The sequence below is a fragment of the Alkalimarinus alittae genome (assembly GCF_026016465.1).
In the GTDB taxonomy this organism is placed as follows: domain Bacteria; phylum Pseudomonadota; class Gammaproteobacteria; order Pseudomonadales; family Oleiphilaceae; genus Alkalimarinus; species Alkalimarinus alittae.
This window is the reverse complement of sequence record NZ_CP100390.1, coordinates 2917265-2942315: the sequence shown is the minus strand read 5'-3', so window position 1 is coordinate 2942315 and position 25051 is coordinate 2917265. Positions and strand designations below refer to the sequence as shown.

General features: G+C 43.4%; 21 protein-coding genes. 15 read left to right on the top strand and 6 right to left on the bottom strand.

The window, feature by feature from the left end:
- Positions 1-44: 44 nt before the first annotated feature.
- The 4 genes from prpC to NKI27_RS13335 all read left to right on the top strand — a co-directional run bounded on the left by prpC (position 45) and on the right by NKI27_RS13335 (position 6677).
- Entirely contained in the window at positions 45-1169 is a 1125-nt protein-coding gene (gene prpC, locus NKI27_RS13350; RefSeq protein WP_265046537.1) for a bifunctional 2-methylcitrate synthase/citrate synthase, read from the top strand.
- 27 nt (positions 1170-1196) lie between these two features.
- Entirely contained in the window at positions 1197-3785 is a 2589-nt protein-coding gene (acnD, locus tag NKI27_RS13345) for a Fe/S-dependent 2-methylisocitrate dehydratase AcnD (protein ID WP_265046536.1), read from the top strand.
- A 77-nt stretch (positions 3786-3862) separates the two neighbouring features.
- Positions 3863-5041 carry a 2-methylaconitate cis-trans isomerase PrpF gene (gene prpF / locus NKI27_RS13340; RefSeq protein ID WP_265046535.1) on the top strand — a complete coding sequence of 393 codons (1179 nt, stop codon included), beginning with the start codon at positions 3863-3865 and terminating at the stop codon, positions 5039-5041.
- 88 nt (positions 5042-5129) lie between these two features.
- Positions 5130-6677, top strand: a complete 1548-nt coding sequence (locus tag NKI27_RS13335; RefSeq protein ID WP_265046534.1) for a bifunctional GNAT family N-acetyltransferase/carbon-nitrogen hydrolase family protein — start codon at positions 5130-5132, stop codon at positions 6675-6677.
- A 70-nt stretch (positions 6678-6747) separates the two neighbouring features.
- Here NKI27_RS13335 and NKI27_RS13330 read toward each other — a convergent pair whose 3' ends face one another.
- Entirely contained in the window at positions 6748-7143 is a 396-nt protein-coding gene (locus tag NKI27_RS13330; RefSeq protein WP_265046533.1) for a hypothetical protein, read from the bottom strand.
- A 356-nt stretch (positions 7144-7499) separates the two neighbouring features.
- On the opposite strand from NKI27_RS13330, the gene NKI27_RS13325 reads away from it, so the two are divergent.
- The gene (locus NKI27_RS13325) at positions 7500-8621 is read left to right on the top strand and encodes a DUF6160 family protein (protein ID WP_265046532.1); all 1122 of its coding nucleotides are present in this window, start codon (positions 7500-7502) and stop codon (positions 8619-8621) included.
- A gap of 96 nt (positions 8622-8717) precedes the next feature.
- On the opposite strand, the gene NKI27_RS13320 is transcribed toward NKI27_RS13325, so the two are convergent.
- Positions 8718-10133, bottom strand: a complete 1416-nt coding sequence (locus NKI27_RS13320) for a 3-oxoacyl-ACP reductase (RefSeq protein ID WP_265046531.1) — start codon at positions 10131-10133, stop codon at positions 8718-8720.
- Positions 10134-10414: 281 nt separating this feature from the next.
- Here NKI27_RS13320 and NKI27_RS13315 point away from each other — a divergent pair, with 281 nt between their 5' ends.
- The 4 genes from NKI27_RS13315 (at position 10415) to NKI27_RS13300 (ending at position 14402) form a co-directional block, all read left to right on the top strand.
- Entirely contained in the window at positions 10415-11695 is a 1281-nt protein-coding gene (locus tag NKI27_RS13315; RefSeq protein ID WP_265046530.1) for an acetyl-CoA C-acetyltransferase, read from the top strand.
- A gap of 114 nt (positions 11696-11809) precedes the next feature.
- Positions 11810-12397, top strand: coding sequence for a uracil-DNA glycosylase family protein (locus NKI27_RS13310; protein WP_265046529.1), 588 nt, complete (start codon positions 11810-11812; stop codon positions 12395-12397).
- Positions 12398-12521: 124 nt separating this feature from the next.
- Complete coding sequence (locus NKI27_RS13305; RefSeq protein WP_265046528.1) at positions 12522-13625, top strand: hypothetical protein; 1104 nt, start codon at positions 12522-12524, stop codon at positions 13623-13625.
- Between the two features lie 33 nt (positions 13626-13658).
- Positions 13659-14402: an SDR family oxidoreductase gene (locus NKI27_RS13300; RefSeq protein ID WP_265046527.1), complete on the top strand. Its 744-nt coding sequence runs from the start codon at positions 13659-13661 to the stop codon at positions 14400-14402.
- On the opposite strand, the gene NKI27_RS13295 is transcribed toward NKI27_RS13300, so the two are convergent.
- The 4 genes from NKI27_RS13295 to NKI27_RS13280 all read right to left on the bottom strand — a co-directional run bounded on the left by NKI27_RS13295 (position 14399) and on the right by NKI27_RS13280 (position 19889).
- Positions 14399-16420: a putative bifunctional diguanylate cyclase/phosphodiesterase gene (locus NKI27_RS13295; protein ID WP_265046526.1), complete on the bottom strand. Its 2022-nt coding sequence runs from the start codon at positions 16418-16420 to the stop codon at positions 14399-14401. The two genes, NKI27_RS13300 and NKI27_RS13295, sit on opposite strands and share 4 nt — an antisense overlap.
- A gap of 7 nt (positions 16421-16427) precedes the next feature.
- Complete coding sequence (locus NKI27_RS13290) at positions 16428-16979, bottom strand: YfiR family protein (protein WP_265046525.1); 552 nt, start codon at positions 16977-16979, stop codon at positions 16428-16430.
- A 34-nt stretch (positions 16980-17013) separates the two neighbouring features.
- The gene (locus NKI27_RS13285; protein WP_265046524.1) at positions 17014-17775 is read right to left on the bottom strand and encodes a PEP-CTERM/exosortase system-associated acyltransferase; all 762 of its coding nucleotides are present in this window, start codon (positions 17773-17775) and stop codon (positions 17014-17016) included.
- Between the two features lie 77 nt (positions 17776-17852).
- Positions 17853-19889, bottom strand: coding sequence for a TonB-dependent receptor plug domain-containing protein (locus tag NKI27_RS13280; protein WP_265046523.1), 2037 nt, complete (start codon positions 19887-19889; stop codon positions 17853-17855).
- A gap of 346 nt (positions 19890-20235) precedes the next feature.
- On the opposite strand from NKI27_RS13280, the gene NKI27_RS13275 reads away from it, so the two are divergent.
- From NKI27_RS13275 to NKI27_RS13250, 6 genes are all read left to right on the top strand, one after another.
- The gene (locus NKI27_RS13275) at positions 20236-20544 is read left to right on the top strand and encodes a DUF6172 family protein (protein WP_265046522.1); all 309 of its coding nucleotides are present in this window, start codon (positions 20236-20238) and stop codon (positions 20542-20544) included.
- Between the two features lie 67 nt (positions 20545-20611).
- Positions 20612-21259, top strand: a complete 648-nt coding sequence (locus NKI27_RS13270) for a hypothetical protein (RefSeq protein WP_265046521.1) — start codon at positions 20612-20614, stop codon at positions 21257-21259.
- Between the two features lie 48 nt (positions 21260-21307).
- The gene (gene rnk, locus NKI27_RS13265) at positions 21308-21721 is read left to right on the top strand and encodes a nucleoside diphosphate kinase regulator (protein WP_265046520.1); all 414 of its coding nucleotides are present in this window, start codon (positions 21308-21310) and stop codon (positions 21719-21721) included.
- Between the two features lie 113 nt (positions 21722-21834).
- Positions 21835-22122 carry a hypothetical protein gene (locus NKI27_RS13260; RefSeq protein ID WP_265046519.1) on the top strand — a complete coding sequence of 96 codons (288 nt, stop codon included), beginning with the start codon at positions 21835-21837 and terminating at the stop codon, positions 22120-22122.
- A 49-nt stretch (positions 22123-22171) separates the two neighbouring features.
- A complete protein-coding gene (locus NKI27_RS13255) occupies positions 22172-22387 on the top strand; it encodes a DUF6500 family protein (protein ID WP_265046518.1) in 216 nt (71 codons plus the stop codon).
- A gap of 340 nt (positions 22388-22727) precedes the next feature.
- Positions 22728-24902 (top strand): glutamine synthetase III family protein, encoded by a 2175-nt coding sequence (locus NKI27_RS13250; RefSeq protein WP_265046517.1) that lies wholly within the window; start codon positions 22728-22730, stop codon positions 24900-24902.
- Positions 24903-25051: the final 149 nt, after the last annotated feature.

Here is a 25051-nt window from a genome sequence, read left to right as displayed (position 1 = left end):
TTAACAACAGTTAGAACGCTAATAACGAGAATTAAGGGGATATCATGACAGGTAAAAAACTAAGCGGTGCAGGCCTACGGGGCCAAAGCGCAGGCGAAACTAAGTTATGTACAGTCGGTAAGTCAGGGTCTGGTTTAACCTATTGTGGCTACGACGTGGCGGACTTAACAGAAAACGCAACGTTTGAAGAAGTGGCGTACCTTCTATTTAACGGTGAATTACCTAACGTTGATCAATTAGCTGCTTATAAAGCTGAGTTGAAATCAATGCGTGACTTACCTAATGAATTGAAAGATGCGTTAAAGCATATCCCTGCCGATGCTCACCCGATGGATGTGATGCGAACGGGTTGTTCTTTTTTGGGTAACTTAGAGCCAGAAGTCGATTTTACACAGCAAAACAAAGCGGCTAATCGGTTGTTGGCCGCATTCCCCGCCATTATGTGTTACTGGTATCGTTTCAGTCATGAGGGCGTTGAGATTGACTGTAATACCGATGAAGACTCTATGGGGGGACATTTCCTAAAACTTCTTAGCGGTGAAACGCCCTCTGAACTGCATCGTAAAGTGATGGACGTTTCGCTTATTCTTTATGCTGAGCATGAGTTTAACGCCTCTACATTTACTGCGCGTGTATGTGCGTCGACATTGTCTGATATGTTCTCATGCGTGACAGGCGCTATTGGCACATTGCGTGGCCCTTTACATGGTGGTGCTAACGAAGCCGCGATGGACATGATTCAGACGTTTAAATCGCCAGCAGATGCTAAAGAAAAAATGGCGGGTATGTTAGCGCGTAAAGAAAAAATTATGGGGTTTGGGCATGCCATTTACAGCGAATCTGACCCTCGAAATGTGATCATCAAAGCGTGGTCAGAAAAGCTGGCTAAAGAATATGGTGATAGCTCTCTTTATGATATCTCAGTCGCTTGTGAAGAGTTTATGTGGGATACCAAAAAGCTGTTTTGTAACGCGGATTTCTTCCATGCTTCAGCTTATTACTTTATGGGCATTCCAACCAAACTATTTACGCCGATATTTGTGTGCTCACGGGTTACTGGCTGGGCTGCGCATGTGATGGAGCAGCGTGTTAATAATCGCATTATTCGTCCAAGTGCTGATTATATTGGCGCTGAGCCAAGAGCTGTTCAGCCTATTAGCGAGCGATAAACACCAACATATTTTGTGGAAGACGTTATGAACACTTTACATCGTAAACCACTGCCGGACACCTCGTTAGATTATTACGATACCCGAGCAGCGATAGAAGAGATTAAACCAGGTGCTTACGCTAAGTTGCCTTACACATCGCGCGTATTGGCTGAGCAGTTGGTACGTCGTTGTGACCCTGAAACACTGACGGATTCATTAAATCAGATTATTGAGCGTAAGCAAGATCTAGATTTTCCGTGGTATCCCGCACGCGTGGTATGTCACGATATTCTCGGTCAGACTGCATTGGTTGATTTAGCCGGTTTGCGTGATGCTATTGCAGAGCAGGGCGGCGACCCCGCTAAAGTTAACCCTGTGGTGCCAACGCAGTTGATTGTTGACCACTCATTAGCCGTTGAGCATGGTGGCTTTGAGCCTGACGCCTTTGAAAAGAACCGCGCCATTGAAGATCGCCGTAATGAAGATCGTTTTCACTTTATCGAGTGGACAAAAACAGCCTTTGAAAATGTCGATGTCATTCCTGCGGGTAACGGCATCATGCACCAGATTAACCTAGAGAAAATGTCTCCGGTGGTTCAGGCGCGTGATGGAGTGGCGTATCCTGATACGTGTGTCGGCACCGACAGCCACACCCCACATGTTGATGCGTTAGGGGTTATAGCCATTGGCGTGGGGGGGCTTGAGGCGGAAACTGTAATGTTAGGTCGCCCTTCAATGATGCGTTTGCCCGATATTATTGGGGTGAAGTTAACCGGTAAGCGTCAGCCAGGTATTACTGCGACTGATATCGTTTTAGCCATAACCGAGTTTCTGCGTAATCAAAAAGTGGTTTCGTCGTATTTGGAGTTTTTCGGCGAAGGTGCCGCGGCGTTAACCATTGGAGATCGTGCCACTATCTCTAATATGACACCTGAGTTTGGTGCCTCGGCGGGTATGTTCTATATCGATGAACAGACGATTGATTATCTTAAGTTAACAGGGCGCGAGCCTGAGCAAGTTAAGTTAGTTGAAGCCTACGCAAAAGAAACCGGCCTTTGGGCTGATGATCTAAAAGAAGCAGAATACGAACGCGTATTAACGTTTGATCTGTCATCTGTTTGCCGAAACATGGCGGGGCCTTCTAACCCACATCGACGTCTACCCACCGCAGACCTCGCGTCTCGTGGTGTGGCAGGCGCGTGGGAAGAGAAGCAAGGCGAAATGCCTGATGGCGCGGTTATTATCGCCGCAATCACCAGTTGTACCAACACCAGTAACCCGCGCAATGTTGTTGCAGCAGGGTTAATTGCACGTAAAGCGAATGAGCTAGGGTTGGTTCGTAAACCTTGGGTTAAATCATCATTCGCGCCAGGCTCGAAAGTGGCCAAACTTTACCTAGAAGAAGCCGGCTTACTGACTGAAATGGAGAAGTTGGGCTTCGGTATTGTGGCGTATGCCTGTACTACTTGTAATGGTATGAGTGGTGCACTAGACCCTAAAATTCAGCAAGAAATCATTGACCGTGACTTGTACGCGACAGCCGTATTATCAGGTAACCGAAATTTCGATGGTCGTATTCATCCTTATGCAAAACAAGCGTTCTTGGCCTCACCGCCATTAGTTGTCGCGTATGCGATTGCCGGTACGATTCGTTTTGATATCGAAAAAGATATTCTGGGCACTGATAAAGACGGTAATCAGATAACCTTAAAAGATATCTGGCCAAGCGATGAAGAAATCGATGAGATTGTTGCCACGTGCGTGAAGCCTGAGCAGTTTAATCAGATATATATACCGATGTTCGATATGGATAAAGGTGAGCAAGCCGAGAGTCCATTATACGAATGGCGTCCTCAGAGCACCTATATTCGTCGTCCTCCTTATTGGGAAGGCGCTTTAGCGGGTGAGCGCACCATGAAGGGGATGCGCCCTCTTGCGGTGTTAGGCGATAACATCACCACCGATCATCTATCACCTTCAAACGCGATCATGCTAGAAAGTGCTGCGGGTGCTTACCTTCATAAGATGGGGCTACCAGAAGAAGATTTTAACTCCTACGCGACTCACCGTGGTGACCACCTAACGGCACAGCGCGCGACATTTGCCAACCCTAAGTTGCTAAACGAAATGTGCCTTGATGAACATGGTGCAGTGAAGCAAGGCTCGTTAGCGCGTATTGAGCCAGAAGGGAAAGAAAGCCGCATGTGGGAAGCCATAGAAACCTACATGGAGCGCAAGCAACCGCTTATTATTGTAGCGGGTGCAGATTACGGCCAGGGTTCGTCTCGTGACTGGGCTGCCAAAGGCGTTCGCTTAGCGGGTGTTGAGGTCATTGTGGCTGAAGGGTTTGAACGTATTCACCGGACTAACTTAGTGGGTATGGGGGTTTTGCCGGTTGAGTTTAAAGCAGGCGAGAACCGTAAAACCTATGGTATTGATGGGACTGAAACCTTTGATGTTATTGGAGAGCCAACGCCTCGTAATACGTTAACCTTAGTGATTAATCGTAAAAATGGCGAGCGAGTTGAAGTGCCGGTTACATGCCGTCTTGATACTGCAGAAGAGGTTTATGTGTATGAAGCAGGTGGTGTATTGCAACGGTTTGCTCAGGACTTTTTAGAGTCTACGGTTTAAGCAAGCTTATTTCTGACCCCCTATGGATTCCCGCCTGCGCGGGAATCCATGGCTTTTATTCTTCATAGGGTAACACTATGTCCAACATCCCTCAGATCAAAATACCCGCCACCTACATACGCGGCGGTACCAGCAAAGGTGTATTTTTTAGACAGCAAGACCTACCCGAAGCCGCACAAGTGCCCGGTGCCGCACGCGACGCACTATTATTGCGTGTTATCGGCAGCCCAGACCCCTACGGCAAGCAAACCGATGGCATGGGTGGTGCAACCTCAAGTACCAGTAAAACGGTTATTCTGTCAAAAAGCAGTCAACCCGATCATGATGTTGATTATCTTTTTGGTCAGATCTCTATCGATAAACCATTTGTCGACTGGAGCGGCAACTGCGGTAACTTATCAGCCGCGGTAGGCTCGTTCGCAGTCAGTGGTGGCTTAGTTGAAGCAAGCCGAATCCCTCAAAATGGCACCGTTGTTGTTCGTATATGGCAGGCTAATATATCTAAAACCATTATCGCCCATGTACCGATTACTAATGGAGAAGTACAAGAGACAGGCGATTTTGAGCTTGATGGAGTGACCTTTCCCGCAGCAGAAGTACAAGTGGAATTTATGGACCCCGCAGATGGAGAGGGTGCAATGTTCCCAACCGGCAACTTAGTCGATGATCTAGACGTTCCGGGTGTAGGCACACTCAAAGTGACTATGATCAATGCGGGTATCCCAACCATCTTCGTCAATGCAGAGGCTATTGGTTACACTGGCACAGAATTGCAAGACGCCATTAATAACGATGACAAAGCACTCGCCATGTTCGAAACCATTCGTGCTCACGGTGCTGTTCGTATGGGGTTGATTGACAATATAGAAGAAGCGGCACAACGCCAACATACCCCAAAAATCGCATTTTTAGCGCCTCCAGCCGAGTACACTTCTTCAAGCGGTAAGCAAGTTACGACGGATGATATTGATTTATTAGTCCGCGCGCTTTCAATGGGTAAGTTACATCACGCGATGATGGGTACTGCAGCGGTTGCAATAGGCACTGCCGCAGCAATACCGGGTACGCTGGTCAATCTCGCTGCAGGTGGCGGTGAACGCACAGCAGTACGCTTTGGTCATCCTTCAGGGACACTGCGTGTCGGTGCAGAAGCGACTGAGAATAATGGCGAATGGAGTGTTGTGAAAGCCGTAATGAGCCGAAGTGCTCGAGTGTTAATGGAAGGGTGGGTTCGTGTACCTGGTGACTCTTTTTAACGCATTAAATATAAAGATTGCAAGCCGCTTTTTATGGGTATATAAAGCGATTTAACAGATTGCTGTTATCTTGCTAAGGAATAACTCAATGACCGACGATATTTTAATTGATGACCCAGAACATACGCTTAAACTTCGACATCTGAAAATTGACGATTTTTCCGATTTGAAGACCCTGATGGATCGGGTTTATCCTGGTTTAGGCGGTAGCTGGCCCGAGAAAAAGTTCAAATCTCAATTAAACGTTTTTCCTGATGGGCAGATTTGTATCGAAGACCACGGTGTCGTGGTGGCTGCGGCGTTTACCGTTATTGTTGATTACGATAAATTTGGCGATCAGCATACCTATGATGAAATAACCGGCAATGCCTATTTGACTACCCATGACCCTTTAGGGGATGTGTTATACGGTGTGGATATTTTTGTTTCGCCAGATTATCGCGGAATGCGGTTGGGTCGCCGCTTGTATGAGGCGCGAAAAGAATTGTGTCAGAACCTAAATCTGAAAGCTATTATCGCGGGTGGACGAATTCCGAATTATAAAAATCATGCAGATACATTGACTCCTCAGGCGTATATCGAGCAAGTAAAAAGAAAAGATATTTATGACCCGATATTAACGTTTCAACTGTCTAATGAGTTTGATGTGAAGCGCGTTATTAAGGGGTACTTGCCCGAAGACAAAGAGTCGCATGGATACGCTACGTTATTAGAGTGGTGTAACCTGTACTATGACCCTGAAAAGTCTCCTCTAATAGGCGCAGCGCGAACGACGGCTCGTATTGGTTGTATCCAGTGGCAAATGCGAACCTTTAATTCTGTTGAAGAGCTTATTCAGCAGGTTGAGTTCTTCATTGATGCATTATCTGATTATCAGTGTGATATGGCGCTTTTTCCTGAGTTTTTTAACGCACCGTTAATGGGGATCGATAATCACCAAAGCTCGATTGATTCTATAAAAGCCTTGGCAGAGTACAGTGTTGAAATTGTGGAAGCGATTTCTAAGTTAGCGGTTTCATATAACATTAATATTATTGCAGGCTCGATTCCGATCATAGAAGATGACGAGTTATTAAATATAGCGTACTTATGTCGTCGTGACGGGACAGTTGATTCTCAGTATAAGCTTCACCCTACGCCTTATGAAAAGCGTGCTTGGATTATGCAGGGTGGCAATGATCTTAAAGTGTTTGATACTGACTTCGGTAAAATAGGCATATTGATTTGTTACGATGTGGAGTTCCCAGAGTTGGCGCGTCTTCAGTCAGAGCAAGGTATGCAGATCCTTTTCGTCCCATTTTGGACGGATACTAAGAATGGTTATCTTAGAGTACGGTGTTGTGCTCAGGCGCGTGCCATTGAAAATGAGTGTTATGTTGCTATAGCAGGTAGTGTGGGTAACTTGCCTAAAGTGGATGGGGCTGATATTCAGTATGCACAGTCAGCGGTATTCTCACCATCGGACTTTTCGTTCCCTCATGATGCTATTATGGCCGAGACGACGCCAAATACAGAAATGACGTTAATTGTAGATTTAGATTTAGAGATCTTGAATAAATTAAAGAATGAAGGATCTGTAAGGAATTTTCTTGATCGAAGAAGGGATCTGTACAAAATAGATTGGCTAGGTAAATAGAACGTAAGAATGTTCGTGGGTTAAACATACATCGCGACCCGTAGATCGCGATGTATGTTTGAACTAAATATTAAGCAGTGGCTGCTTCAGCCTTTTCTACTAAATCTTTAGCTACTTTAGTTGTTTTCTTCTTAGCGGTAGTCGCTTTCTTCTTAGCAGTGGTAGCTGCTTTCTTAGCTGTTGTTTTAGCCGCAGTTTTTGCCTTAGCTGTCTTTGTTTCTGGCTTTTCAAACTTAAGAATGATTTCGCCAGCTTTTTCGCCGATAAGCTTGTTTACTTCACGTGCTTTGTTAACCGCTAGGTCTGCAACTTCGTCGTGCTTGCTTTTAACAGCATCAACGTTAGTGAGCTTTTCTACGTAAGTGAACGTCGTTGCAGCAAGCTCTTTGTATTGTTCTTCAACAGTTGCGATTGCTTTTTCAACTACGTCTTGAACTTGCTCTTGGTAAGATTTGATTGTACGCATTGGTAAATCCTCATAATGAATGGTTGTAAGCGTTAAATGGCCTACAGGAATAAGCTTAAGGAGGATGTTACGGGATTAAATTAGAGTGTTCATACTAGGAAAGAGAATTTCTTAAATTAATCGCAGCCACTATTGAGTCTGTCAGCGCTAATACTGTGACCTGGCCCACATTGTGAGGCTGAAAAAAGTACAAAGAGAATCTGTTTATTATTTGACCATATGTGATTTAGTTCACATACTGAGATGGTTGGAAAAATAGAATAAAAATTGATCAATTGGTGAGGGCAATAATAAATCGGTTGATTAAACCTTACAAAGATAACAAAAATAATACTGTATTCTTCAAGGAGAATAATATGAAAGGTCTGAATAAAGTTGTATTAGTATCTGCAATCACTGCATTATCAAGTAGTGCGCACGCAGAGCTAACTGTGTTGGACGATACACAGATGGGACAAATGACGGGGCAGTCTGGTTTGTCTATCGACTTAGAAGCGCACGTATCTATTGGTGAAGTCGCTTATAAAGATGGCGGTTTCATCACAATGGAAGGCATCAAGTTAGGCGGTGCCGGAATCGTGGGGGTTCCGGGCGCAGGAACAGCCTTAGATAACATTACTATTGAAATCGATGTTGCGGATGCCGGTGGTACTGGTGTTTCAGCTAACTACGGTATTGCGGGTATTGTTAACCAGTTGGTTGCTGACTTTGATGCGGGAGAAGGAACTACCGGTTCAACAGTTGCGGATGTGGTTGCTGCATTGCAAGCGAGCCCACAAGTAGCGTTAAACGCACAAACAATTTCCGTACTTATGGCTCACCAAGCGATTACTGGCGCAGGTGGGTCAAATGAAGTGTCTTCAATAGCGTCTTTACTGGAGTCTTCTTTAGGTGCTGGTGATGGCGTAATTGAAGATGGTGACTTGGTTATACATGTTACAGGCACAGACACTTGGGACGAAACGCTTGCGATGAAGAGCGGCGTCGACTTTGGTTTGCAGGTGGGGAAAGTTGCCCTTCGTACGTCTAGCTATGCAGTAGGTACTGGCGGTGCTGCTAATACGGTGTTGGTGTCTGGGATCAATATGGCAGGTAAGCTAGGACCGGTTGATATTATTATTGATGAAAGTACATCAAAGCTTGCGATAAATGCCTACTTTGCTGTTGCTGGGGGGAATAATATAGATGGTGGATCATTAGGCGCTAGTGAATTAAATGCAATGACGTTTGATTTCATGGGTGTTTCCATCGGTCGATTTGCGATGAACAACTCTCGTGGCGCAAATGCAGGTGCTAACCTTGGCTTTGCACATGCGGCTGCCGTCGTTTCTGCAAGTTCAAAAGGCTTGTTGATCGATGTTAAAGATTTTTCGGCTGATATGGACATGCAAGGCATCACTATTGGTGCTAACTCAATCGGTGATATGTATATTTCTGATCTCGAAGTTACTGCGACTATGGATGTTTACGGGCATTAATCAGCACGTATCTCCCCCCTATCTAGGTTAGTAAAACGAATAAAGGCCCTTAAAAGGGCCTTTATTCGTTAAGATTACCAATGGTTAGACCAAACCTTACTTACCAATCAAGCTTTGACCACAAACTCTTAAAATATTGCCATTAACACCCTGAGATGCTGGGCTAGAAAAGAAGGCGATGGCTTCTGCCACATCTTCAGGTTGGCCCCCCTGATTAAGAGAGTTCATTCGTCTACCTGCTTCTCTGATAACAAACGGTATGGCTGCGGTCATTTGGGTTTCAATAAAGCCAGGCGCAACGGCGTTGATGGTCACGCCACCTTTTAATTGCTTGCTTAGTGATTCAACGTAACCAATAACACCTGATTTTGATGCGGCATAATTACTTTGGCCTACGTTACCTGCGATACCACTAATGGAGGATACACAAACAATACGCGCGTTCTTGTTGAATACTTCATCAGCAAATAATGCATCGTTGATGCGCTCTTCAGAAGATAGATTAATGTCGATGAGTAGATCCCAGAAATGCTCTGGCATTCTGCCTAATGTCTTATCGCGAGTAATACCGGCGTTATGAACAATAATATCGAGCCCATCAAATTCTTTTTGGAAGTGTGCTGAAATAATTTGTGGAGCATCTGTTGCGGTTATGTCCAACGCGAGTGCGGTGCCACCGATACTAGCGGCAACTGACTCAAGCGCATCTTTTGCCTGAGGGACATCAAGGCACACGACTTGTGCGCCATCTCGTGCCAGTGTTTTAGCAATGGCTTCGCCGATGCCACGTGAAGCGCCGGTCACTAATGCGACTTTATCTTTTAATGGTGTATTCCAGTCAAATGCTGCTTTTGACTTAGTGGCTTTAGATACTGATAAGGTTTGACCCGATACGTAAGCCGAACGAGCAGATAGGCAAAAACGAAGAGGGGATTCAATATGGCTTTCTGCCCCTTTTGTTGTGTAAATCACCTGTGCGGTGATGCCTTTTTTGCCTGTTTCTTTTGCCACGCTACGAATAAAACCTTCTAATGCTTTTTGCGATGCCGCCATCGCGGGGGTTGTGCAGGCTGAAGGTTCAATACCCACGATAACGATCCGTCCACACTTGGCAACGTTGCGAATGATTGGGTGAAAAAACGTATAAACAGCTTTTAAGTCTTCAGTGGTGGTAATGCCGGTAGCATCAAACACGAGTGCTTTAAAGCGTCTTTTTGCATCAATCGCATCAGCTTTTATGGCTGATACCTTCGTTTTAGATTTGATGTCTTTCGCAGCGATTAACGAGGTTGTATCGAGTGCGAATAAGCTGGCAGTACTAGCGCCTAGTACCCCGCAGATAGTTTCTAATGCAGTGCCACCAGGTGCGCCGCTAATGAGTGCTTCACCTTCGAGAAATGGCGCATTAGACCGACTATGTCTTTCCAGAATGACAGGAGCAGGTAGATTAAGCGCACTGACAACAGAGCGGCCTACTGGAGAATTTGAAACCTTATGATATAAGTCGGACATGATGTATCCCTTAAGTTAAATGCGATATGACGGCCCCTAAATCAAATTTAATACTGATTCAGGATCGAAAAAATTGAATTTGTGCTTCCATTGTGCCGCCTATCTAATCAAAATAAAACAGTTGTTTGATTGACCAACTGCAAACTGCTTATTGTCAGTTGCGCCAATGCCAAAGATCTAAACAGATGTAGAGTGTCTATCGATTTACCATTGTGATAACGCTAAGGATTAAACGACTAATACCTCAGCGTCACATTTTATTTGTAATAAGGATTATTTTAATGACTGCGCAAACCATACGTAAAGTCGCCATTATTGGCGGAAACCGAATTCCTTTTGCTCGCTCCAATACTGTTTATTCAAAGTTAGGCAACCAAGAGCTTCTTACTGCTGCATTACGTGGTTTGGTTGATCGTTATAACTTGCAAGGTGTAAGGCTTGGAGAAGTAGCAGCAGGCGCGGTTGTTAAGCATTCAAGAGATTTTAACTTAGCGCGTGAATGTACGCTAAGCTCAGGTTTGTCGCCTGAGACGCCTGCATACGATGTTCAGCAAGCCTGTGGAACGGGCCTAGAAGCAGCCGTATTAGTGGCTAATAAAATTGCTTTAGGCCAGATTGACTGCGGTATTGCGGGTGGTTCAGATACAACATCAGATGCGCCTATCGTATTAAGTGACGGGTTACGTGAAATATTACTAGATCTAAATCGTGCCAAAACCAATGGCGATCGTTTAAAAATCATTTCGCGCTTCCGTCCAAGCTTTTTAGCACCATTAGTACCAGAGAACGGTGAGCCACGCACGGGTTTATCTATGGGTGATCATTGCCAGATTACTGCTCATGAGTGGCAGGTACCGCGCGCAGAGCAAGATGAATTGGCTTGGAATAGCCACCAAAATCTAAACAAAGCCTACGAAGAAGGTTTCTTCGATGATTTGATTACGCCTCTTGCGGGTCTTGAAAAAGATAACGTCTTGCGTGCAGATACCACGTTAGAAAAGCTTGCATCATTAAAGCCTTGTTTTGACCGTGAGAAAGGTACAATGACGGCAGGCAATAGCACCAACTTAACAGATGGCGCTTCATGTGTTTTGCTAGCAAGTGAAGAGTGGGCGAAAGAGCGTGGACTGCCTATTCGCGCTTATCTAACATTCTCTGAAGTTGCAGCTGTTGACTTTGTTGATAAGAAAGAAGGCTTGTTGATGGCTCCGGCTTATGCGGTTCCTAGAATGCTTGAAAGAGCAGGGCTTACATTGCAAGATTTTGATTTCTATGAGATCCATGAAGCGTTCGCAGCACAAGTGTTGTCGACGTTAAAGGCATGGGAAGATGAAAGCTTCTGTAAAGAAAGGTTAGGCCTTAAAAAAGCGTTAGGCGCAATTGATCGTAGTAAAATGAACGTAAAAGGTAGCAGTTTGGCGACTGGTCACCCTTTTGCAGCAACCGGTGGGCGTATTATTTCTACCCTTGCAAAGCTGCTTGAGGAGAAAGGTTCTGGTCGCGGCTTGATTTCTATCTGCGCTGCTGGCGGTCAAGGTATTACCGCTATCATTGAGCGATAAATTAGCAATGTAGTCTGATAGCTCAGGCAACTACACCCTATATTTAATATAGGGTGTATCTTTATTATGAACTATTATTCCCTATGAGGCGTTTGTCCAATTAGGAGTAAGGTCATGGCATCAATAGATGAATTAGCAGCAAGCGTTAGAGCTTGCACCATCTGCAAAGAATACCTCCCTTTAGGCCCTCGGCCCATTATCCAGCTATCTGCAGAGTCTCGTATCCTTATTGCAGGCCAAGCACCCGGTAAAAAGGTTCACGAAACAGGCGTGCCATTTGATGATGCAAGCGGAAAACGGTTGCGGGAATGGTTAGGGGTTTCAAGTGATACGTTTTATGACGAAAAACAGTTTGCAATCTTACCAATGGGATTTTGTTACCCCGGTACAGGTAAGTCGGGAGACTTAGCACCTCGCCCAGAGTGTGCTGAAAAGTGGCGGGAAACATTACTTTCGTCTTTAAAAAATATTCAGTTAACGTTGGTGATAGGGCAGTATGCGATGGCTTACCATCTTCCGAATGAAGGTAAAAAGTTAACGGATACGGTCGAAAATTGGCAGGCATATTGGCCAAATATAGTCCCTCTTCCTCATCCAAGCCCTAGAAATAACATTTGGCTAAAGCGTAATCCATGGTTTCAACGAGAGTTACTACCTATGTTACATAAGAGGGTATCTGATGTGCTTTCAATGAGTCTTTAATGAGTCTACATTAGATGCAATTCACGAATCGTTATTAAATTCTCTTATTAGCGCTCATCTTTGCTATAGTTCAGAATAAGAATCCTCCGTAACTTACTGACATTTAATACAAGCTAATATTATTATGCAGCCAGATTTACCAGAATCTTTCGATCAAAACCACTCAGTTTCACGCGCCGAACCTGAGTTCTCACGAGATAGCCAATATTACGCACAACAATTGATAGATGTATTGCAAAAACGTAATCGGTTCATGAGCGGGATGTTAGCGCTGATGTTAATCGTCACGATTGCAGCGGCATTTAGTGCGTTTAAGTTTTACCTAGATTATCAGGCTGCGGTTCAAAATTTGAGTAATGTGCAGAGTGAAGAGGGGGAATTACAGCTAACAGCTGAAACACTTCAACAGCAGTTGGCTGCATTACAATTAAAGTATGATGAATTAACCGAGACGGCTACGCTTGCGCAGGAACAGTTGGTGGCGTCTTCATCTAAATTAGAAACAACCGATCAAATGGTTGAGGCGCTTAAAACTAACCTCGATTTAGTTAAGGCTCAAAATGAGCAACTTCAACACGAAAATGTCATTATTCGCTCAGCCCTTGATACAACAGCCTCAGGAAAAGAAACAACGCTTGCTTTAATAGATGAAAAAGAAAAGGCGATGAAAAAACAGATGGCGCAGTTGAAGCTTAATCAGGAACAAAATGCCCAGTTGAAAAATGAAGTCGCTAACCGGACAAACGCCTTTGAAGCACTGACTAAACGTTATCAAAATATCAAAGGGGATATTTTTTCATTAGAGCAAACACTCAACCAATCTAATGAACAGCTGGTTAATAAGAATAAAGAATTAAAGCGGCTTAAGGCGCTAACTGTGGAACAAAAAAATGAAATTAACCGACTAAAACAAGCGTATGAGTCCTTAACTTCTAGCCTTAAAAGTGCTACTCAGCCAGTGACTTCGCCCGATGTTTCACCTAGTGCACCGGCGGCCTCGAATACCTCAGTCAGTCCAAAAGCAGCGGCTACACCAAAAGCAGCGGCTACACCAAAAGCAATGGCCACAGCCAAAACAACGATATCACCTAATACCGTAATATCGCCGAATGCTATAGCGCCTAATGATGACGATGCTGATGAGAAGAAACGAAAAGTGGCGCCATTAACAACTGGGGATAGCAATACGCTTGATGTTCCAGATCAGATTATTCTTGACCTTAATTAACACCAACCTAAATGAGAGCATTGGAGTATGAACGTGGCCAAAACAGTATTGATTACAGGTGCAAGCTCGGGTATTGGTGAAGGCATGGCAAAAGAGTTTGCCAAAAGGGGGTATAACCTTGTATTAGCTGCACGCCGAAAAGAGTCGATTGATCAGCTATCAGCAACGATTACTAAGCACTATCCGGCATTGGTTATAGAGACTGTTAAGCTAGATGTAACCGATGTCGCTGCTGTACAAAAGGTTATTCCAGCATTAGCTAAGTTGATGGGGACGATTGATATTGTGGTTGCTAATGCGGGTGTTGGCGGCGGTGGTGAAATCGGCAGTGATCGATTTAGTGAAGATGCTGCTATTATTCAAACTAATATTTTAGGTGCGATGGCAACAATTGATGCAGCGGTTAAACTCTTTAAACAGCAGGGCAGCGGTCAAATTGTAGGTATTGCGTCTGTGGCTGCATTCAGAGGGTTGCCGGGAGCCAGTGTTTACTGTGCATCTAAAGCGGCCATTTCGACTTATATGGATGCCTTGCAGCTTGAACTTCATAAGTCGCCTATTGATGTGACTTGCCTTTACCCTGGCTATATTGATACCCCGATTAATAATAAGATGAAGAGTCGGCCGTTTTTAATTGACGTGGAGAAGGGATCACAAATTCTGGTTGAGCTTATTGAGAAAAAAGTGAAAAAATCGACCGTACCTGTTTACCCTTGGAATGTTGTTGGACGACTTTTAAAGGTATTACCTCAATTTATGTTGGCGGGGCGTGTTTAGTGCCGGTTATATTTATTCAAAAACGTCATGAAGGATGCGTCGGGTCTTGACGGGCTTACTAAAAACCCTTGTATATATTCGCAACTACAATGTTGAAGAAACAAGCGTTGCTCCTGATTCTCGACACCTTCTGCAATCACCTTAAGTTTTAGGCTTTGAGCCAGTGAGATAATAGCAAGTGTGATTGCAGTATCATTGGTATCGTGCACGATATCATCAATAAATGAGCGGTCAATTTTTAGGTTATCGACAGGCAGCTTACTCAAGTACGAGAGCGAAGAGTAACCCGTGCCAAAATCATCAATAGAGACTCGTGAACCTAGCTGTTTGAGCGCGTTAAGCGTCTGAATACAGCGCTCCATTTCATTCATTAGTGTATTTTCAGTGACTTCGAAGCAGATGGATTTTGCGGGCACCTGATATTGATGCAGAAACCCTTTTATGTTCTCTAATAAAAATTTCTGCTTTAAAATAACGGGGGATAAATTCAGGGCTACAGAGAAGTCATCATTAAATTGGTGGCGTGATTTGGATACAAAACGACAAACTGATTCGATGACAAATAAGCTAAGAGGGAAAATAAGCCCGGTACTTTCAGCGATAGGGATAAACTCAGCAGGGGATACTTTGCCCAGCTCTGGGTGATTCCATCTTATTAATGCTTCTGCTCCGACAATTTGGTCAGTTTTCAAGTCTACGACAGGTTGATACTCAACATGAAGCTGGTTTTCTTTAAGTGCGTATCTTAATGCATTCGCTAATGTATGTTTTCTTGCAACAACGGCGTTGATTCGCTCTTCGTAAAAATAGTACGCATTTTTACCTCTGCTTTTTGCTTGGTACATCGCGCTATCAGCCGCTTTTAATAGTTCTACTGATGTTTTTGCATCGTCTGGGTAAACCGCAATACCAATGCTAGCAGACGCGGTGACGATGTTATCCATAATGCTAAATTCTCGTGCAACCGCCGTTATACATTTATCTGCGACTTTGGCGAGGTCTGTTTTTGAATCAAAATCGGTGAGTAAAACGACAAACTCATCACCGCCTAGGCGAGCTAATGTGTCGCCCTCTCGAAGGGCTTTTTCGAGGTTTTTGCTCACCTCTATCAATAAAATATCCCCTGCGTTATGCCCGAGAAAATCATTAACGTCTTTAAAATTATCGAGATCAATAAACATTAATGCCACCTTGTGATCTCGCCGGCCCTCTTTTGCAATTGCTTGGGTTAAACGATCGAGACAGAGTGCGCGATTCGGGAGCCGAGTGAGTGAATCGTAGTTGGCTAGAACATGCATTTCTTTGATTGCATTATTTCGTTCAATTAGGCGCTGCTCCATCGCTTCGAGCATCTGATTAAATGAGTGACTGAGACTACCAATTTCATCTTGTGTTCTTACGGGGACTCGAAAGTCATAACTTTCGGCATTGCATACTTGTTTAGTCGCCGCCTCAAGTTCCACTATTGGGCTAGAGATAAACCTTTGTAAGTGTTTGGCAAGAAAATAACTTAGGGCAATAGAGAGCAATGTAAAAACCAACGCCCAATAAACAAATGCTTGAACGCCTTGGTAGAATGGCGCTGTTGAAATTTTAAAGACCACAACGCCCATCTCTTCACCTGCAACATCAAGCATGGGGTGAGTGATCCAAAGCCACTGGTTTTGCCATAAACTGCCTGATTGTTGGCAGACGCTTGAATCGTTGATCTCACCGCCTCCTGCGTCTACTTGAATAATTTGAGGAGGGTCAAAGTCGCAAATTGCACTCGTGTGCGCAGTTGGAATGAGGACGTCATCTAGAATACGTTTTAGGTCGTCATGAAAATTAAGCGCAACAGGAACTTGACTATAACTAGCCACCAACCGAGCTTCTTTTTCAACACTTTCGATTAGATTACTTTTGTTTTCGTTATAGTACGATAACGTAATGCCGGCAAAACCGAACATCAACGTAACCGTTGTGACCAAGGTCATAATAAGTGTTAACTTGTTTTTTATGGACAGTTTTCTAAACATCACTTATTTACTTCACTATTTTTGCGTAACGAAAGAGTTGGGGGCTAACTTCAAAACCTGCGCTGTCTAAAGTCTGCTTATTTAGTTCAAATGCGATATTTTCGCCCCGCTCAAAAAAATTAATATGGATACCTTTCTCGCCAAAACCTGTGTTCGAACTAATGGTCAATACGCCTAATGCTTGTGCGTTTTCAAGGAGAGGTTGAATAGAGTCGTCTGAGAATTCACCTATATAGGCAAGGTCACAATCGCTTAAATCTGGAGAGTCTATATTGGTGATAGTGGTGGTTTTACCTTTGATGGTCTTACCCGAAAAGATATCTTCAAGTTGGGGTAATAGGTCGCTGGATTTGTAAATGCAAATCTTAAATTGGCTACCTGAAACCCATTCATGACTTTTTGGCCAATTGATTAAGTGAGTGAAGTTTTTGATTAAGGCGGCTTGAACATTAATGGGCGTGACGGCAGATTTAGCAAAGGTAAACGAACTGCATATTATGACCCCAGCAATCGCTATGAGTCCGTGCTGTCTAAAACTAAGGGTGCGATTAAGTATCATCTTTATCATCCTTAGGCCTTTATCATCACCAACTTTAGGTGATTTGCCGCTGGATGTAATGGAAAAAACCATTCAATAATGTTGGCATTGCTTCTATATCCTCTTTAATTGATTGGCGGCTAAAGTAATAGACCGCACGCTTTCCATGATACTCGGTGAGCTCGCTGACTTGATTAAATCGCACCCCTAGCATCGATAGACTTTTGACTAAACGTGGTTCTGTAGCGACAAAAATTTGCTTTTTTTGACCTGATAAAAATAGTGCGCCTGCGGCTAGGTATAAGCTAGGCGCTATATAAGGAAATCGTCTAGTTTGCTCGATCTCTTCATTGCTCACTTTGAGGTTGCCGGTTAACCCGTCTTTGGATGACTTTTCCCCAGGGCGGCGTCTAAACTCAGAAACCACGGCGACTCTTGATATTTCACAAATCTCGGTAGGATTAATCGTACTAGGGTCTATTTGATCGCGGTAAAGTGAGTTGGCGCAGTGGGTGATGAAAGGGAGTTCCATTCTCTTGTCAGCTTCGGGCAGTGAAATAACCCGAATACATCCGACCTTTTTGCCAGATTCCTTATGAGTGAGTAAGCAGTGACTGGAATAACGATCAAATTCATCTCGTTCTTGGCCATGGTGGCTTGGCAAGTCAAAACCAAATTCTTTACAGTAGACGCCGTAGCGTATTCGATAGACATCTCTTAGCGTTTCTGGGCTTTCTGCACGCTGAATATCAAAGTATTGCTTAAACCCTTGTATTAGAACGTTGTTTGAATCGTTACGCTGGATAGCTAAACCCATAAGTCTGTCTCCATGTTCGATGGGGCTGATGTTATGTTTTTTCAAACCTGTTGTTTAAGGTTTACTGTTGACGTTAATTAGTGCTTGTAACGCACGGTCATAGCAGCGTCGAATTCAATATCCGGTACCCCGTTGTAGCTATTTGCAAGAGATGGCAAGACATTATCTCTATCAAATATATTTCTTAAAGCTAAGCCAATCTCCCAGTCCTCTTTAAACGTTTTATTAATGGTTAGATCTGTTCTGAAATAGGCAGGGGCGTCGGTTTTCGAAAAAGGAGGAAGCGCCTGATCGCCGGTATAAACATTGTCGTGATAGCGATTAGAAACAAATAGTTCGACTTGTTGAGCAGGCCAGCTGTAGCCAACACCAAAATTCACGATCAATTTAGGAAAGACGCTGTTCCACTGGTTAGTCTCTTTGTTTTCACTATAAACATATGAGGCGCTTGTTTCGAACAACCATCGGTTTAGTTGATTTCTGAGTGTGACTTCACTGCCGCTCGATTGGCTTTCGCCTGAATTTGCATACCTAGAGGTGAAGCCTGATTTAACAAACGGAACCAATACAATTCGGTCTTTCCATTGGTTATGAAAGAGTGTCCATTCTAGCTCCCAAAGGTCGGCGCTTTTGACTAAACCTAATTCAATATTTTGCATTACTTCAGGTTTTAGTTCAGTGGAACCCTGAGCAAAGGACGAGCCTTTTAACTCAATGGCAGAAGGGGCTCTAAACGCCTCGCTATAAATCAGTTTTAGTGCAATGTCTTCTACCGGCTGAAAAATCATACCTGCTCGAGGGCTAAACTCACTACCAAAGGTGTTATAGTGGTCGTATCGACCACCCCATATGGCATTCCACTGCGTTGCGAGCTCGGTATTGGCATCAAAAGATAGGCCGAATACGGACTGGTCAGCGCCGCTATAATCCACCGTTCTAGACGGCACGATAACGCCGCTATTCAAACTGATTCGTTTTTGCTTGCTGCTATCGACATCTGCTTCTTCATAGCTAGCCTCTAGCGACCAACGTGTTGCAATACTTGTTGCGTCTTGGCGAAGTATTGCGGAAATGCCGCCTCTATTCTCATCGTACTCAGTGGTGTCTAATAGGGTGTCAGTTAAGACGGGGATTTGAACTTCTTGTTTATGTTCCATTTTCCAATAGTATACTTTTGCCTCAAACCCGATATCGTAGGCTAATGGTTGTTTATAACCTACACGGGCCATGCTGAGACGGCCGTCGTGTCCACCTCGATCACGATCATACGATGTGAATGACGCATTACCGCCTCCCTGAAAGTCATCCGCATCGTTACCCGAATAATAAAGACTGGCGTTAAAGCCTTGCTCTTCGGCAGCCTCTTGAATGAGATGCAAAATAGCCGTTTGAGAATCCCACGTTAACTGCCGTTCATCTGATTGAATTGAGCCGTCAATGGGGGATTGGTAGTCAAACGCGCTATCTTGATCGCCTTCTTGCGAGGCTGAAAGTGAAAGACCCAAAAGCCATTCGTCGCTTAATGAGTAACTGGACTGCACGCTGCCGTGAAGGTAATCGTTCTGTCCGGCAGAAAACTGTGATTGTTCTGTACCACTGCTAGGCTGCCACGTTTTATAGGATACAGCAGAGTGGAATGCGTCACTTCCGTATAAAATAGAGCTAGGACCTCTTACTAGTTCAATCCTATCGAGAGCGGCTAGCTCAATGTTATCAACAGAAAACATATCTGAGCCGAATATAAAGCTATTAATGGGGACATCATCCAGTAGGGTGGCTTTTCCCTTAACCGTGCCCGTTCCATAGCCTCTTACTTGAATGCTATTTCCCCCAGCGGGCACAGGTAATATCATGACGCCTGAAAGTGACTGAAAGGCATCCGAAGTTCGTCGAGCAGCCCGTTTCTCCCAATCTTCTCGCTTAATAACGCTGACACTGCTTGGGGTGGTGAGGGTTGATTCAGAAAAGCGAGAAGCAGAGGTGATTTGAACTTTAAGGAGTTGCTCGATATCCATAGACCAAAGGTCTTCTTCGTTCGAAGGGTCATTTGCGTAAGCAAACGATACAGTCAAACTGAATAGGCAGGTAACGGCACCAATATATCGGTTTTTCATAACAAAACCATCACTTAAATCCCTTGTAGTTGTGCACCAACAAATCATAGCCCTGATGTGAAATAAGCTTAGTAGTGTTTTGATAATTCACAAGGGATTCGGTGTGTAGAGGGCAGTGAATGAATATAAGAAAGAATAATCGTTAACTGGCGATTTTAATTAGTGGAAAGTATAACTGTTTTACTCATTTTAGCGTAAAGGCGTGAGGTGAATCGTAATGGGATTGCTTATACTATGATCTTACCGATAAGATGTATGCCTTCTGTATGTAATTAAGTAGAATGGTAGATTGCACCCATTGTTTGATGGGTGAAGCCTATTTGAAATTCAAAGTTCCAGGGTCAACATGAAAAAAACATTTGTAATAAGTCATCCCAAAATTAAAACCGCGCGTTTATTTGAAGCGGCTAAGCATGACGCTAAAAAATACATCAAAAGGGAGCGCAATAAAAAGTTACCCGATGGTGCAGACTTTTGGGATTTTGATTGCAAGTATGGTCACACAGAGCAAGACGCTAAAGTGATCCATATGGGGGATATTGGTAAATGTATTGATGAGGCAGAAAAGCTGAATCTTGAGTCATTTTATTTAGAAATAATGGCAAAGCCAGGTATTCGTGGTGCTCATTCGGATAATATCGAAGACGAAGATTAATTTAGGCAGCTCCTGATAGGGGGTTATAAATTGCTTTTCTGCTAACCATTGAATACAGGCAAACCTAATGAGTTCAAGTAACAACAGTGCTGATGATATCGGCTTTCAAACCTATGTCGCCAATCGCTTATCGCCTTTGAGTGATGTTGAATTTGAAGTTTTACGGTCATTGATTTGGGGAAGTACGTATAAAGAATACTTTGACCCCAAGGAGTTCAGCGAACAAAAATATACGACTGTATTTGCTAAGTTACAGTCAATGGTGAATGAGGCTGACCCTGCGCTATTTTTAGATGCTGCTTATAGACATGGCTTAGTGCTAAGGTCACCGACATCAGCAGTATCTATTCTTTGGCCATTATTTACATCAATGGAAGAAGATAAAGTAGAAGATGGGCTATATCTATGGTCAGTCTATGAAGTTTTTCAGACGATGCAGAATGAATTGACTGACTATTTAGCCCAGGATGAAGAAGCTCAAAAAGTAATGTTAAATGCGAGTCAAAACAGTCAGGCATTAATGATGTTTTCACTAGAATTAACGGCGTTAAATACTGAAAATAAGCAACAAATATCATCACTTGAAGAGCTGGGAGATAATGGATTGTCGTTATTCTTAAAGCGCCGAATTGAAGATCATTTGAATGTAGATATGAGCACCACAGAAGGAACTGAAGCAAAAGAACAGTTACAAGTGTTAGTTAATGGTTTTTAATTTCCGGTTTTTCAAAAAAAGTATTTACAACAGTATTGAGGATATGTGATGAACACTAGGCCAGAAATAACGATCTCATCATTAGATGCTGATAGATTGTACAAATTATTAGAGTCATTGCCCGCCGGTAGTTTTGCCGGCATTAATGAGCTAGAAGATGAACTTGATCGCGCAAACGTTGTTGCGCCTGAGGATGTACCGCCAACAATCGTGACGATGAACTCAACGGTTAAATTTCTTGTTGAATCTTCAAAAGAAGAAATTTTGTTGACGTTGGTTTATCCTAAAGATGTTGACGCAAGTGGTAAAAAGATATCTATTCTTGCGCCTGTAGGCAGTGCATTGCTAGGGTTATCTCAAGGCGATCAAATTGAGTGGCCTAAACCAGGTGGCGGCTTGATAAAAGTAACAATCAAAGAAGTGACTTATCAGCCTGAAAGAGCCGGTGAGCTTCACCGATAATTTGTTAAAAGTTAACTGAGACGATACCGCGTAGCTAAGTAGATTATAGAAATAGGGTCATTAACAAATAGAAAATGACCCTATTTGGCTATTATTAAAGGGGTGCAATGCCTATGAATAGTTGGTTTACTGTCGATTTAGGTGATGCGCTGTTATCTCACTCAAGACTGGATGAGCTCCAGAGCACCTTATCAGAGATGTATGAGCAAGCAGGAAGGCCCGCCAATATGGTGGCTTTCTATCGGCATCAATCAACAGGTCTTCACTGCCATCTAATCCTCTTTTTAACTTCTGAATTTCAACGTATTGCCATGCTTGATCACGCAGTGCAATGTTATGCACCTAATGCATCGGGTCTTAGTTATTTAGCAGGGGATCGCGACGGGTTGATTGAGCCGTAGTGTTCAATGTATGGCGTTTAGTGTTATCTCAATTTGGAGTGCTTAATCAGTGAGAGAAAGCCTTAAAAAGAAAATTATTGAAGTTTGCGATAAAAAAATTACAAGTAAAGGCACTAACGTAGGGCTTTCGTTCTATGCATTTTTTGCCAATAAAAATGACGATCCAGAATTGTTAATGGAGGCAGCTGAGTGGTGGATTAAGACGCAACAACTTGATCACTTTGAAAAAGCCGTAAAAATAAAAGGGTTGGTTGGCAGTATTTAAGCACGAATACCTCTCCCGATGATGAATGTTGATTTAGATATCTATTCCTAGCGTTAGTGTGAATGCACTTTTATGGTGCGTTTTTTAAATTCGAACCAATTTGGTGCGCATTTATAGGGTGTGTGAAAGAAGAGTACCTCGCTTAAATTCCTTTGAAAAATATTATTCTCAATAAATTCAATTATATAAAAATAATTTAATCTTCTTTGTTCGGGTTTGGTGCAGAAATTGCTCAGTATATAGGTATTGATATAGTTTGAGTATTCGCATACTTATAAGCCCTAATATGGGGCAATACCATTAAGTACGATTTTTTTATTAGTAAATTTTAGGAACGATTATGAGTGGAAATGCCTCTAGGTTAGCTGCGATTAATGCAATTACAGGCGCAAAACCTACCAGTACTGAAATGCCAGCTCCATTAAGTGAAATCTGGGCTAGTGATGTTTTTAATCTTGCTAGAATGGAAGAGTCGCTGTCCAAGAATGCTTTTAAAGCGATTAAAAAAACCGTTGATACCGGTGCTTTATTAGATGGCGCAACGGCTGATATTGTCGCTGCAGCGATGAAAGACTGGGCATTATCTAAGGGTGCAAAGTTCTTTTCACATATTTTCTACCCGATGACTAACGCGACGGCCGAAAAGCATGACGGCTTTATTATTACAAGTCCTGAAGGTAATGCGATAACCGAGTTCACTGGAAGCTTATTGATTAAAGGTGAGCCAGATGGATCATCGTTCCCTAATGGTAGCTTGCGTATGACTAACGCTGCGCGTGGCTATACTGCATGGGATCCAACAAGCCCTGCGTATATTATGAATACGCCAAACGGTGCTACGTTGATGATTCCTAGTGTTTTTATGTCTTGGACCGGTGAAGCACTCGATAAAAAAATTCCATTATTGCGTTCGATTGCTGCAATAAACAAAGAAGCTAAAAAAGTACTGACTCTAATGGGTGAGACTGAGATTGCGCCACTAAACTCAAGCTGTGGTGCAGAGCAAGAGTATTTCTTAGTTGATGAGAAGTTTGCTGCTAGTCGTCCAGATTTATTATTAGCAGGCCGTACATTATTTGGTGCATCACCTGCAAAAGGCCAGCAGTTTGATGACCACTATTTTGGTGCGATCCCTGAGCGTGTCCAAGTCTTTATGCAAGACTTCGAAGACCAGTTATACAAGCTAGGCATTCCAGCTAAAACGCATCACAATGAAGTAGCGCCAGGGCAGTTTGAAATTGCGCCTTATTATGAAGCGGCAAACGTTGCCGCCGATCATCAGCAGTTATTGATGACCGTGTTAAAGAATACTGCGAAGAAGCATGGTTTTCTTGCTTTGTTGCACGAGAAGCCATTTGCGGGTGTTAATGGATCAGGTAAACACGTTAACTGGTCTGTGGGTAACGCTACACAAGGCAACCTATTAGATCCAGGCAATACACCTGAAAAGAACCTTAACTTCTTGTTGTTCTGTGGTGCTGTGATTCGAGGTGTGCATAAGTACGGTCCATTGTTACGTGCGACTATTGCATCGGCAGCTAATGACCACCGATTAGGGGCTAACGAAGCACCTCCAGCAATTCTATCTGTCTACCTAGGAGACCAATTAGAGAAAGTCTTTAAAGACATTCAAAATGGCAGCCTTGAGCCAAGTGTTTGTGGTGGTGTTATGGATCTAGGTCTGTCACAAATTCTTGCTTTTACCCGCGACCCAGGTGACCGTAACCGCACATCTCCATTTGCATTTACAGGTAACCGTTTTGAGTTTCGTGCAGTAGGTTCGTCACAATCAGTATCTGGGCCACTTGTTGCCATGAATACAATGCTTGCAGACTCGCTAAACTGGATTGGTACTAAGCTTGAAGCAGAGCTAGCAAAAGACTCTGACCATACTTCTGCTGTTTTTGCTGTATTAAAAGAGCTAATGGAACTGCATGGAAATGTCATCTTTGGTGGTGATGGGTATTCTGAAGAGTGGCATAAGAAAGCGGTAGAAGAGCGTGGTTTGCAAAACACACCTACTACGGCTGATGCTTTACCTGCTTTTAAAGATGAAGCGGTAAGAGCGCTATTTGAAAAGAATGATGTGTTATCGCCAGTTGAATTAGAAAGCCGCTACGAAGTGTACTCTGAGCAGTATATTTTGGCGATTGAGGTTGAAGCTAAGTTAACAATCGATATGGCTACCACAAGTATATACCCTGCAGCCATGAGTTACCTTGCAGACCTTACAACGACAATCAATAGTGCTTCAAGTGCTGGTATATCGTTAGATAACAGTGTTGCTAATTCGGTTGCGACTAATGCAGATGCAATGATGAAGGCAGTAGCGGCGCTTTCGAAAGCGATACAAGTACATGAGTTTGAGTGTGTTGAAGGGCATATGAGATATTGTGCTGACACCATTTGCGGGTTAATGAACGATGTTCGAGGTTATGCTGATACCTTGGAAACTATCGTGACTGACTCTGAGTGGCCTTTCCCGAAATACGCTGAAATGCTTTTTATTAAGTAAGGCACTTTAAACTTGAGCTTGCATGCCTTTGTACATATCAATGGCGTGCAAGTTCAAGCGTTTTTTCCTATTCATTGTTTTCTATTTTTTTACCTGCCTTTAGCCAGAAGAAAGTCTCTAATTTCTGTCCGATTTTGCGTTAAGCGTCT

Bases quoted from the DNA above. Each gene is read 5' to 3' on its own strand.
- NKI27_RS13320 (WP_265046531.1), bottom strand. From the start codon at position 10,133: ATGTCCGACTTATATCATAAGGTTTCAAATTCTCCAGTAGGCCGCTCT.
- NKI27_RS13305 (WP_265046528.1), top strand. From the start codon at position 12,522: ATGCAGCCAGATTTACCAGAATCTTTCGATCAAAACCACTCAGTTTCA.
- NKI27_RS13270 (WP_265046521.1), top strand. From the start codon at position 20,612: ATGAGTTCAAGTAACAACAGTGCTGATGATATCGGCTTTCAAACCTAT.
- NKI27_RS13330 (WP_265046533.1), bottom strand. From the start codon at position 7,143: ATGCGTACAATCAAATCTTACCAAGAGCAAGTTCAAGACGTAGTTGAA.
- prpF (WP_265046535.1), top strand. From the start codon at position 3,863: ATGTCCAACATCCCTCAGATCAAAATACCCGCCACCTACATACGCGGC.
- NKI27_RS13275 (WP_265046522.1), top strand. From the start codon at position 20,236: ATGAAAAAAACATTTGTAATAAGTCATCCCAAAATTAAAACCGCGCGT.
- NKI27_RS13315 (WP_265046530.1), top strand. From the start codon at position 10,415: ATGACTGCGCAAACCATACGTAAAGTCGCCATTATTGGCGGAAACCGA.
- NKI27_RS13285 (WP_265046524.1), bottom strand. From the start codon at position 17,775: ATGGGTTTAGCTATCCAGCGTAACGATTCAAACAACGTTCTAATACAA.
- NKI27_RS13295 (WP_265046526.1), bottom strand. From the start codon at position 16,420: ATGTTTAGAAAACTGTCCATAAAAAACAAGTTAACACTTATTATGACC.
- NKI27_RS13260 (WP_265046519.1), top strand. From the start codon at position 21,835: ATGAATAGTTGGTTTACTGTCGATTTAGGTGATGCGCTGTTATCTCAC.
- NKI27_RS13310 (WP_265046529.1), top strand. From the start codon at position 11,810: ATGGCATCAATAGATGAATTAGCAGCAAGCGTTAGAGCTTGCACCATC.
- NKI27_RS13250 (WP_265046517.1), top strand. From the start codon at position 22,728: ATGAGTGGAAATGCCTCTAGGTTAGCTGCGATTAATGCAATTACAGGC.
- rnk (WP_265046520.1), top strand. From the start codon at position 21,308: ATGAACACTAGGCCAGAAATAACGATCTCATCATTAGATGCTGATAGA.
- NKI27_RS13290 (WP_265046525.1), bottom strand. From the start codon at position 16,979: ATGATACTTAATCGCACCCTTAGTTTTAGACAGCACGGACTCATAGCG.
- NKI27_RS13280 (WP_265046523.1), bottom strand. From the start codon at position 19,889: ATGAAAAACCGATATATTGGTGCCGTTACCTGCCTATTCAGTTTGACT.
- NKI27_RS13325 (WP_265046532.1), top strand. From the start codon at position 7,500: ATGAAAGGTCTGAATAAAGTTGTATTAGTATCTGCAATCACTGCATTA.
- acnD (WP_265046536.1), top strand. From the start codon at position 1,197: ATGAACACTTTACATCGTAAACCACTGCCGGACACCTCGTTAGATTAT.
- NKI27_RS13335 (WP_265046534.1), top strand. From the start codon at position 5,130: ATGACCGACGATATTTTAATTGATGACCCAGAACATACGCTTAAACTT.
- prpC (WP_265046537.1), top strand. From the start codon at position 45: ATGACAGGTAAAAAACTAAGCGGTGCAGGCCTACGGGGCCAAAGCGCA.